7 protein-coding genes are annotated in these 10,498 nt (G+C 69.9%); all 7 read right to left on the bottom strand.

Annotation, left to right across the window (positions count from 1 at the left end):
* Positions 1-5,862, bottom strand: a 5,862-nt coding sequence (locus FFS27_RS21020) for an AAA domain-containing protein (RefSeq protein ID WP_137952186.1), incomplete at its 3' end; no start/stop codon positions are given.
* Positions 5,863-5,876: 14 nt separating this feature from the next.
* On the bottom strand, positions 5,877-6,515 hold the full coding sequence (locus FFS27_RS21015; RefSeq protein WP_015502759.1) for a 4Fe-4S single cluster domain-containing protein: 639 nt from the start codon (positions 6,513-6,515) through the stop codon (positions 5,877-5,879).
* A gap of 1 nt (position 6,516) precedes the next feature.
* Positions 6,517-8,400 carry an AAA family ATPase gene (locus FFS27_RS21010; protein ID WP_073665609.1) on the bottom strand — a complete coding sequence of 628 codons (1,884 nt, stop codon included), beginning with the start codon at positions 8,398-8,400 and terminating at the stop codon, positions 6,517-6,519.
* Positions 8,401-8,476: 76 nt separating this feature from the next.
* Complete coding sequence (locus FFS27_RS21005) at positions 8,477-9,016, bottom strand: hypothetical protein (protein ID WP_023101183.1); 540 nt, start codon at positions 9,014-9,016, stop codon at positions 8,477-8,479.
* Between the two features lie 74 nt (positions 9,017-9,090).
* The gene (locus tag FFS27_RS21000; RefSeq protein WP_003090604.1) at positions 9,091-9,369 is read right to left on the bottom strand and encodes a hypothetical protein; all 279 of its coding nucleotides are present in this window, start codon (positions 9,367-9,369) and stop codon (positions 9,091-9,093) included.
* Between the two features lie 29 nt (positions 9,370-9,398).
* Positions 9,399-9,791, bottom strand: a complete 393-nt coding sequence (locus FFS27_RS20995) for a GFA family protein (RefSeq protein ID WP_003090602.1) — start codon at positions 9,789-9,791, stop codon at positions 9,399-9,401.
* Between the two features lie 31 nt (positions 9,792-9,822).
* The gene (locus FFS27_RS20990; RefSeq protein ID WP_003090600.1) at positions 9,823-10,302 is read right to left on the bottom strand and encodes a VOC family protein; all 480 of its coding nucleotides are present in this window, start codon (positions 10,300-10,302) and stop codon (positions 9,823-9,825) included.
* Between the last annotated feature and the right edge of the window lie 196 nt (positions 10,303-10,498).

The following is a 10,498-nucleotide window of genomic DNA, read 5'->3' as shown; positions in this document are numbered from 1 at the left end:
GAACTCGGCGGCGGACAGTGCGCGGGCGTATTCCAGGTAGCCTTGCAGGTAGTCGCGCGGGCTGCTCGGCGAGCGCTGGGTGCCGAGCATGTCGGAGATGTCGCCGATCGGCATCGAGGTGATCATCACCACCTTGCGCCGCGCGCGGGTCACCGCCACGTTGAGGCGGCGCTCGCCGCCGGTCTGCCCGAGCACGCCGAAGTTGCGCCGGAAGCTGCCCTGGCCGTTGCGGCCGAAGGTGGAGGAGAAGACGATCACGTCGCGCTCGTCGCCCTGCACGTTCTCCACGTTCTTCACGAACACGCCCATGTCCTCGCCGTCTTCGCTGCGCTCGCGCTCCTCGCTGTAGGCGGCGCGGAACGCCTCGTCCTGCTCGGCGCGCAGTTCCAGGCGCTCCTCGATGAGGTCGGCTTGCTTGCGGTTGAAGGTGACCACGCCCACCGACGGCCGCGCCGCGTAGGGGTGGCGCCAGAGTTCGGCGAGGTAGTCGACGACTCGCTCGGCCTCGCGCTCGTTGCTCTGGTTCTGGTACAGGCCGTTCACCTGGATCAGTTCCAGCGGCTTGATGCGCAGGATGTTGGCCTGCGGATGGCGTACCGGCACGCTCAGGCGGTTGCCGTAGAACGAGGCGTTGGAAAAGCCGATCAGCTCGCGGTAGGCCGAGCGGTAGTGGATCTGCAAGGTGGTGCTGGGCAGGGCGTTGCGCGCCAGTTGCAGGAGGTCCGGGCAGTCCTTGATCTCGCGGCGGTTCCAGGTGTCCTCGTAGGCTTCGCGCTGCTCCTCGTCGGCGTCCTCGTCGGGCGCTTCGCCGTCGAACAGCTCGGCCTCGTCGCTTTCCACGCGGCTGGAGAAGAACGCGGTCGGCGGCATCTGCTTCTCGTCGCCGCTGACCACCGTGACCCGCCCGCGATAGAGGGTCGGCAGGGCGAACTCCACCGGCATCTGCGAGGCTTCGTCGTAGATCACCATGTCGAACAGCCCGGCCTTGAGCGGCAGCACGCGGCTGGCCAGGTCGGGGTTCATCAGCCAGACCGGGCGCAGGCTCATCAGGCCGAGTTCGGCGCCCAGCTCGATGAACTCGCGCAGGCGCCGCGAGCGCTTGCCGGTCAGGCGGGTGACGTCTTCCCACTGCTTGCGGCTGCCCAGGCGCGCGGCGTCGATGCCCTTGCCGAGCAGTTCGCGGTTCAGCGCGCGCATCTGCACGTCGGCTTCGGCGAGGCTGGCGACCCTGGCCCTGGCTTCGTCCTGGCTGAACAGCAGTTCCGGATTGTCTTGTTCCAGGCGCTGCTTCCAGCCCAGCCGCGCTTCGCGGTTGAGCATGCGGCGCACCGTGGCTTCGAGTGCTTCGGCGGGAATCGCGTCGAGTCGTTCCTGGCGCTGGCGCAGCAGGGCCAGGAATTCCAGGTCGGTGGCTTCGAGCTGGCCGGCGCGGCCACGGAAGCGCTGGTAGGCGACCAGTTGCGGTAGCGCCTCGCGCAGGCGGCCGAGGGCCGGCAGGTTGCTCTGGTTGCCGGCGATGGCGCGGTGCAGCTGTTCCAGCAGTTCGTCGCCGAGCCAGTCGGCGAGCACCTTCAGTTTGTCCAGGCTGAGCTGGCGTGCGGCCTGGCGGATCAGCGCGGCGTCGAGGTCGCCGAGCAGCGCTTCGAAGCGCTGTTTCTCGCCGGTGAGGATCACCGCGTCGAGCTGCTCGGCACGCGGCGCTTGGGCCAGGCTGCGAGCCAGGGTCTGGATCTCGCGCAGTTGCTGGCTGGCGCTGCCGGCCAGGCCGGTCAGTTCCGGACCGGCATCGGTGGTGACTGTCGCCAGCCCCAGGCTCTGTTGCAGCGCCGCCAGTTGCCGGCGCAGCGGCCGCCACTGGCGCTCCAGGTCGCAGGCGCCGAGGAGGGCGGCCAGGCGGCTGTCGTCGTCGGCCTCGCCGTGCTCGCGCAGGAAGCGCCGCAGGCGGCCGCGCCGCAGCAGGCGCAGCGGGTTGAGCCGGGCCAGCCAGGTGCGTGCCTCGAGCACCTGGCGGGCGTGGGCCTGGAAGCGTTCGAGGTTGTTCTCTTCGAGCATGGCGAGAGCCGGCGAAAGCAGCGGCGCATGCCGTTCGAGGTCGAGCTGGCGCAGTTGCCGTTCGATCTGCTCGGCCTCCGCCAACAGGCCGTCGCCACGGCTCGGCTGCCCTGGCGTGGCGTCGCGGAACAGCGGCAGCCAGTGGGCCAGGCGCTGGCGCTGCTCCTCGCGCAAATTCAGCAGGGTACCGACCTGGCTTGCCAGCCAGGCGCGGTAGGGCGTCGGGTCGTCGACCTCGAAGCTCGCCGGGTGTTCGTCGAGGGCTTTCTGCCGGGCGTTCTCCGCTTCGCCGAAGGCGCGCAGGCTGTCGGCGAAGGCTTGCAGGGTGGCCTGGTCGGTGGCGAAGGCGCGCAGTTGCGCCAGCGGGCTGCCTTCGTAGCGGGCCGGTAGCCAGAGGCGGACCAGCGGCGCGCAGTTTTCCTCCAGGCGCGCCAGGCTGCCGATGTCCAGCGCCGCCAGGCGCTGGCGCAGGGCCGGGAAGTCCAGCGGCGGCGAGCCTTTCTCCAGCTCGATCAGTTCGCCGAGCAGGCGCCGGTAGCTCAGCCCGGTGGCCTCGTCCACGCGGTGCAGGCTCTGGTGGTAGCGGTCCAGTTCGCCTTCCAGCGCCTCGATACGCGCCGCCAGGCGCTCGCGCTGGCGCTCCCAGCCCTGGGCGCCGCCGGCGTCGGCGAACAGCGCTTCGAGTTGCTCGCGGATGTTGCGGATCACCGGTTCGCGGTCGCGGTTGACGTCGTTGAGCATGACGATGCGCTGGCCCAGGCCCTCGGCCACCAGGCGCTTGTGCACCACTTCCAGGGCGGCGTGCTTCTGGCAGACGATCAACAGGCTGCGCTGGCGGCCGATGGCGTCGGCGACCATGTTGACGATGGTCTGGCTCTTGCCGGTACCGGGCGGGCCTTCCACCAGCAGCCCCGGGCTCTGCCGGGCCTGCAACACGGCGGCCTCCTGGGACGGGTCGCTGGCCACGGTGAAGTAGCGCTGCAACTCCGGCGGGCTCTCGCGGGCTTCCGGCTCGCCGTTCTCGCGCAGGCGCAGCGCGGTCTCCAGGCCGGTGCCGGAGGGCGGCAGGCTCTTCAACTGGCGCAGGTCCTCGCCGATCGCCTGGCCCATGAAGGTGACGTGGAACAGCACCGCGGCGCAGGCCAGTTGGTCCTGGTAGGGCGTGACCTCGGTGGAACTCGGCGGCAATCCTTCCAGCACCCGAGCACGCGGGGTGGCGAGCAGGCCGAAGGCATCCATCACGTCGGCGGCGCGCAGCGCGGAGCGGCCGAGCAATTCGTCGGCGACCTTGCGCCAGCGCTTGCACGGCTCGGGCCCGAGCAGGCTTTCCAGGGCCGGGTTGAGGCGCACTTCCTCGCGCTCGCCGTCGAAGGCCAGCGCCACCTGGCCGCGGCTGCCGACTTCCAGTTGCAGCTTCAGCGGCCACAACAGCAGCGGCACGATGCGCGTGCGGGTGGTGCCGCGCGGGTCGCGGTTGAGCAGGAAGGGGAAGCCCAGGTAGAGGCCGTCGATGCCGGTGTCGCGCTTGTACAGCGAGCTTTGCCGGGACAGCGCGTTGAGCCGCACTTCCAGTTGCGGGTTGGCGAGGAAGCTGTCCGGGTCGAGGCTCACCGCGCGGGCGTTGCGTTGCAGCAGGTGGTCGAGCAGGGCGGCGGCGGGGCGTCGCGCGCTATCCAGTTCGTTGAGGTCGATGCGTGGAGTGCTCTTGCCGATGCTCATGCGCACCAGCGGCCCGCGCATCACCGCGGCGACCACTTTCTTCTCGAAGAAATCGAGGATCTGCGACACGTACTGCTGCTTCTGCGGTTCCAGCCACTGTTCCGGCGGGATCGCCAGCAGCACCAGGACCCTCGCCAACGGCATGCGCCGCTCCAGGCGGAACTGCTCGGCCCATTCGTCGACCCTGGGCACGCCGCTGCGGGCGAAGCCGCTGATGCGTTCGTCGACGCGGCGGTACAGCTCCTGCCGCGAGTGCTGCAACAGGCCGCGCGCGGTCTCCGCGTCGAACAGGTGCACATCGGCGTCGCGGGCCAGGCCGGCGGCTTCCTCGACGATCGCCTCGGCGGCACGGAACTGGCCGATGTTGGCGCTGAGCAGGACGATCAGGTCTTCCTCGGCGATCACCCGGCGCTCGGCCAGGGCCAGCAGGCCGGGGTGCTCGGTGTCCGGCAGGAGGCGCTGGCGCTCCTGCCACTGCGCGGCGAGGCGCGCCCGCGAGGTCGACAGCAGGTAGATGCGCAACTGTTCTTCGGCGAGTTCGATGTGCTGGTGCAGGGCGCGCTGGCGGACGTTCTCGGCGCGGGTCTTGAGCCGCGACAGCCAGCTTTCGGTGTGCAACTGTTCGAGCAGGTCGGGCACCGAGCCGCTGATCAGCCGGTAGCCCTCCAGCGGATGCTCCAGCAGCCAGCCGGGGGTGACGATCTCGCCGCGCTGGATCAGCGGGATTTCCGGGTTCAGCAGCTTGAGCGCCAGCATCAGCCGGAAGTCGTCCTCCAGCCCCTCATGCTGGGCCACCTGGCGCAGGCCGGCGAGCAGCCTGGGCGACAGGCCGATGTGCTCGGCCCAGGTGACGATCGCCCCGCGCAGCAGGTGGTCGAGGGCCTCCGCCCAGTGCTCGGCCTGGGCCGCGGCCAGGGCGAAGACCGTCGGCTTGCGGAAGCGCCGGGCGCCGAGGGCGATGCTGGCGCCTTCGGCGTCGTCCTTTTCGCTGTCCGCCGAGGCCGGCGCGTCCACCGCCTCGCCGTTCAGCCAGGCCTGTACCTGCGGCCACTGCCAGCGCTGGTGGCGGTCGCGTGCAAGCAGGCCGCGCAGCAGCAGGTGCAACTGCGGGTCGAGGTCGTCGGGCAGCGCCACGCCGTTGGCCAGCACGTGGATCAGGAAGGCGTTGGCGTTGACTCCTTCGAAGCAGGCGCCGCGGGTCAACTGCTCCAGCAGGATCATGCCCAGGCTCCACCAGTCGGAAGCCGCCGCCACGCCGCCGGCGATCGCCTCGGGGGCCATGTAGCGGCTGGTCTCCAGCGGCGAGACGATATCCAGGTCGAACTCCGACAGGCGCGCCGAGCCGAAGCCGCTGATCACCAGGTCCAGTGGCTCGTGGCTGCGCACCAGCAGGCTGGCCGGGCGCAGGTCGCGGTGGCGCAGGCCGGCTTCGTTGAACACGTGCAGGGCGTGGCCCAGCTCGCGGACCACGTGGCGCACCGCCTCGCGGTCCTCCAGCACGGTGCCGAGCTCGGCGAGGCTGCCGCCGGTGAGTTCCTCGACCACTTCGTAGGCGCGCTCGTCCCAGCGGCCGGTGGCGAGGATTTCCGGCACGTGTTCGCGCGGCAGGCGGCGGATCACGTCGTAGATCGCCGGGTCCGGCTCGGCGCCCGGGCGATACAGGGTGAGCACCGCCTGGCGGGCGCTTTCCGCATGTTCGGCCAGGTAGCGCTCGCGCACGCCGTCGCTGCTGGCGATCTGCCGCAGCAGGCGCCAGCCGTCGATCAGGGTTTCCGTGACGGCGGGCTGCGGCGTGGCCTCGGCCTGCATCGGCAGCGGGCCTTCGGCCGGCGCGGCGCCGCACTCCAGGCACATCAGGTCGCCGGGTTGCAGCGGGTGGCCGTTGGCGCAGAGCGGGGCGGACGCCGCTGGCGGCTCGCTGGCGGGCGGCGCGATGGCTTCCTGGGTCAGCACCGGCTGTGGTCGCCAGCCGGCGGGATGGATGGCTTCGGCGGAAAGGTCCCAGCCGCAGGGCTGGCCCTGGATCGAGCCTTCGCAGAAGATTTCCGAAAGCGAGCGTTCGCTCTGGCAGTTGGGGCAGAAACGTATCATCGGTATCGATCCATTCAGCGCGGCCGGTGGGCGCTGACGCTAAGTTGGTGGCCCTGGTCGCGCAGCAGGTCCTGTAGCCGCAGCAGGTCGTCGCGGCGCGGGATGCCGGCCATCCACACGCTGCCGTCATGGTCGAACATCAGGTCGAGGGCCTTGTCGTCTTCGCGCAGTGGCCGCTGGTAGCCGCCGAGGCGCGCGCGGCCGAGTTCGGTGAGCAGGCTCAGGCGCTGGTTGTCGCTGCCGCGCAGGGCCAGGCTCTGTTCGGCGTGCTGTTGGTAGGGGTCGCTGATCAGCGCGTCGATCAGCCCGGCGGCCTGTTCCAGTTGCGCGTGCAGATGCTCCAGCGGGTAGCCGCTGTAGACCAGGATGTCGGCGCGGCTGCGCTGGCGCAGTTCGCCGAGCAGGGCGAGGAGGGCAGCGAACTGCTCGAAGGGTTCGCCGCCGGAGACGGTGATGCCCTCGGCCTGCTCCAGCCATGGCTGGATGTCGGCGAGCAGGCGTGCCAGGGCGATGCGCCGCCGTCCCGGCCCCCAGGTATCGGCGGAGATGCAGCCGGGGCAGCGGATGCTACAGCCCTGGAACCAGATGCCCAGGCGCCGTCCCGGGCCCAGGGTGGTCACCGGGAAATGCACCCGCGACAGGCTCAGTTCCATCTCAGCGGCGTTCCAGGGTCAGGCCGTCGGCGTCCAGGGCGCTGATCAGGAAGCGCTCGCCCGGCTGCGCGTCCTGGTCGAACAGCGCCCGCGACAACGGGTTGAGCAGGCGCGCTTCGAGCTGGTTGCGGATGCCGCGGCCGCCGTTGGACAGGTCGCCCAGGCAGAGGTCGTGCAGCGCCTGGCGCGGCGCCTCGGCCAGTTCGATGACGAGGCGCTGCTCGCGGAGGTCGGCGAAGGTGCCGTCGACCATCTGGGTGAAGATCTGCTCGGCGACGTCGGCGCGGATGAAGTCGAAGACGATGATGTTCTCGCCGATCCGGTTGAGGATTTCCGGGCGGTTGAGAACCAGCTTGAAGTAGCGCTCGATCTCGCCGTGGACCTTGCCCTGCACCGCCTCGAAGGGCTCGCCGGGGAGCACGTTGGCGACCCGTTCGCCGTTCTCCCCCTGGCGGTAGATGCCCAGGTTCGAGGTGAACACGATCAGCGCCTCGGAGAAGTACACGCGATCGCCGCGCCCGGAGGTGAGCACGCCGTCGTCGAGGATCTGCAGGAACTTGTCGAGGATCCGGGGGTGGGCTTTCTCGATCTCGTCGAAGAGCACCACGCTGAAGGGTTTTTCGCGGATCGCGTTGGTCAGTTCGCCGCCGACGTCGTAGCCGACGTAGCCGGGCGGCGCGCCGATCAGGCGCTGGTCGGCATGCTCGGCGCTGAACTCGGACATGTCGAAGCGGATGTAGGCGCTCTCGTCGCCGAACAGCAGGCTGGTGACGGTCTTCGCCAGCTCGGTCTTGCCGACCCCGGTGGGCCCGGCGAGGAAGGCCACGCCGCGCGGGCGGTTGCCCTTGCGGCTGGCGCCGACCCCGGTCATCGCGCGCTTGACGATGTCCAGCATGTGGGTCACCGCGTGCTGCTGGCCCTTGACCCGGCGGCGGACGATCTCGTCGGCCTGGCGGATGCGCTGGCGGTCGATCTTCAACCAGGGGTCTTCGGTGACGCCGACCTTGTAGCGGCGCACGGCGTCGGCGATGCGTTCCATGGCCAGGCCTTCCACGCGCGCCAGTTGGACGATGGCGTTGAGATCGAGGAGCAGCAGGCCTTCGGTGTTCTCGACGAAGGTCGCGGCGGCCTGTTGCAGGGCCTCCTCGGCGACGCCCGCGCCGCCGAGCCCGCGGAGCAGCGCCGGGGCCAGGGCCCGGCGCGCCGCCTGGTCGGGCTTCGACACCGGGATATGGCGCAGGCGCGGGTTGTCCACCAGCAGCCAGTCGGGCAGGTCGCCTTCCTTTTCCACCACCCACAGCACGCTGTTGAAGAACGGTTTGCGCTGTTCCCCGGCGGGACGGCTGCGGGCCTGGTGGGAGAGTACCAGGGCCTGGGTGAACAACTGATGCTCGGCGGCGCTCAGGGCGTCGTTGCGCACCGCCAGGCGCGAGGCGAAGTCGACGATCAGGGCGATCGGCTCGCCGCTACGGTTGACCAGGCGTTGCAGGGTTGCGCTGAGCAGGTCTATGCCGGCCGGCGCGGCGCCGTCCACCGGGGTCAGGCCGAGATCGAGAAGCACCTGCGGAGTGGCGCCCGCCTCGCTGCCCGGCCGGCCGAGCACGCGGAACCCGGCCAGCGGATCCCAGGCCAGCACCTGGGTGTAGCCGGCGTCCAGCAGGGCGTCGCAGAGGGTCTGGTTGAAGCTCTGCGCGGTAACCGTACCCGGCACCACTTCACAGGCTTGCAGGTCGCGGATGTTCCCGGAGAGGACGAATTGACTCTTGAGGGGCAGGAAGCGCAGGAGGTCGCGCAACCAGCGTGGCTTTTCGAACAGTGCAGTCCCTGGCATCGATAGTCGCTCACAGCGTGTGTCGTGGCCACAGCATATTGCCCCGAGGGCCATGTCTCCAACCCTGACCTCGCCGGAGGCGACGAAAACCGCTACGAGTTCCGGGTGCCAGGCTTGGCGGAGCGCCTGCTCAACCGTCGTAGCTTCGGCAGCCCCAGCGGAACGCCTGCGCCGCCGCCTCGATCCCGCGGCCGATCACCAGGCGCGGCGGGCTTTCGTCGAGGCCGGGACGCGGCGACAGCGGCCGGCTGTAGAGCACCTCCAGCTCGCCGAAACCATCCAGCGCGGCGCGTTCCGCCGGGTGCGGCGTCGCGCCCTGGCGCCGGGCGAAGTCTTCGAGGTCGCCCTCGGCGTAGGCCATCACCAGCACGCCGCTGTCGCCGCGTACCCGCACCGCGCTCACCAGGCTGCCGTCGATGCGCAGCGGGGTGGCGAAGCGGTAGAGCAGGTCGAGGGTCTCGCCGGGCGCGCGATCCAGCACTTCGACGCCCTCGGCGCGCAGGCGCTCGGCGGTTGCGCGGTCGCGGCCGTCGGGGAAGTCGCCGCGGCAGTGCAGGGCGTCGGCGAACAGCGCGGTCAGGTTCGGTGCTGGCGGGGCAGGGGACGTGCAGGCGGCCGGCAGGAGCAGCGCCAGGCCGGCGGCGAGACGGAGCAGGTAGGGGCGGGTCATGTAGCCTTCCGTTGGCGGACAGTGCGGTGGGAGAAATTGCCAGCAGACGCTTCCGCGATACTGGCGGCCTGCGCTCAGAGCAGTACGGGCAGCGCGTCTTCGCCCAGCCCCGCTTCTCTCAGTCGCGCCCTGGCCCTGGCGGTCGCGCGCACGGCGTCGAGGTCGCAGCCGCGAGGAATATAGACCGGATCGAAGCCTTCGAGCACCAGGTAGGTGGAGGCCTGGCCGCGGGCATTCAGGTAGGCGTTGAAAGCCCGGTCGGCCGGGCGCAGAAAGACATCGCACCAGTACGGCAAGCGCTGGGCGAACAGCGCCTTGGCGATCTCCAGGTGCTCTTCGAACAGTTCGTCCATGCTGCCTCCCTTCTCCTGGCGGAATAACGTCACTCTTCGCTACGGCCGTCGCCTTCGCGATCCCTTTCATAGTGCCGTGCCAGCGGAAACGCCGGCAACCAGCCCTCGCGGCGGATGGTCCAGAGTTCGTAGGTGGGCTGGAACTGGTCGGGAGCGTCGAGGGCGCCGAGGCTGACCTCGATCTCGTCGGCGCTGCGCGAGAACACCGACGAGCCGCACTGCGGACAGAAGAAACGCCCGGCGTAGTCGCGGGTCTCGCCCTCGATGCTCACCGCCTCCTCGGGGAAGATCGCCGAAGCGTGGAACAACGCGCCGTGGTGCTTGCGGCAGTCGAGGCAGTGGCAGAGGCCGACCCGATAGGGCTGGCCGCTCGCCACCAGGCGGACCTTGCCGCAGAGGCAGCCGCCGGTGAATCGATCCATTTCGGTACTCCTCTGCAAGGCGTTGGGGCGCTCAGCCCTTGAAGGCCTTCTCTATGGTGGCGATATCGATCCTGCCCATCGTCATCATCGCCTCGAAGGCGCGCCTGGCCGCCGCGCGGTCGGGGCTGGCGATGGCTTCGCTGAGAACGCGCGGGGTGATCTGCCAGGAGATGCCCCATTTGTCGCGGCACCAGCCGCAGGCGCTTTCCTCGCCGCCATTGTCGACGATGGCGTTCCACAGGCGGTCGGTCTCGGCCTGGTCGTCGGTGGCGACCTGGAAGGAGAACGCTTCGCTGTGGCGGAAGGCCGGGCCGCCGTTGAGGCCGAGGCAGGGAATGCCCATCACCCGGAACTCCACCGTCAGCACGTCACCCTCCTTGCCGGAAGGGTAGTCGCCGGGCGCACGATGGACAGCCAGCACGGCGCTGTCAGGAAATGTCTCGGCGTAGAAGGTCGCGGCCTCCAGGGCGGCACTGTCGTACCAGAGGCAGATGGTGTTCTTGCTGATCATGGCTGGGTCTCCATGGGCGGGGGCGACCGTGGAAGTCTAGACCTGCGGGCGTTTCGAGCCGTGCTGGGCGCCGAACGGTGGCGCTGCCGGGCGATCGCATGCGCAGTTGCAGTTCCGCTTCGGGCGTAAATAGAATGAGACTCATTATCATAAGTGTCGTGAACTGCCATGCTCCCTCCCGCCAGCCCCCATCCAC

The sequence above is a fragment of the Pseudomonas sp. 2VD genome, from assembly GCF_005503585.1.
GTDB lineage: Bacteria > Pseudomonadota > Gammaproteobacteria > Pseudomonadales > Pseudomonadaceae > Pseudomonas > Pseudomonas aeruginosa.
This window is presented reverse-complemented; position numbering and strand designations above follow the sequence as displayed.

Excerpts from the sequence above, each read along its gene's own strand:
- FFS27_RS21015 (WP_015502759.1), bottom strand. The coding sequence starts at position 6,515 with ATGGAACTGAGCCTGTCGCGGGTGCATTTCCCGGTGACCACCCTGGGC.
- FFS27_RS21010 (WP_073665609.1), bottom strand. The coding sequence starts at position 8,400 with ATGGCCCTCGGGGCAATATGCTGTGGCCACGACACACGCTGTGAGCGA.
- FFS27_RS21005 (WP_023101183.1), bottom strand. The coding sequence starts at position 9,016 with ATGACCCGCCCCTACCTGCTCCGTCTCGCCGCCGGCCTGGCGCTGCTC.
- FFS27_RS21000 (WP_003090604.1), bottom strand. The coding sequence starts at position 9,369 with ATGGACGAACTGTTCGAAGAGCACCTGGAGATCGCCAAGGCGCTGTTC.
- FFS27_RS20995 (WP_003090602.1), bottom strand. The coding sequence starts at position 9,791 with ATGGATCGATTCACCGGCGGCTGCCTCTGCGGCAAGGTCCGCCTGGTG.
- FFS27_RS20990 (WP_003090600.1), bottom strand. The coding sequence starts at position 10,302 with ATGATCAGCAAGAACACCATCTGCCTCTGGTACGACAGTGCCGCCCTG.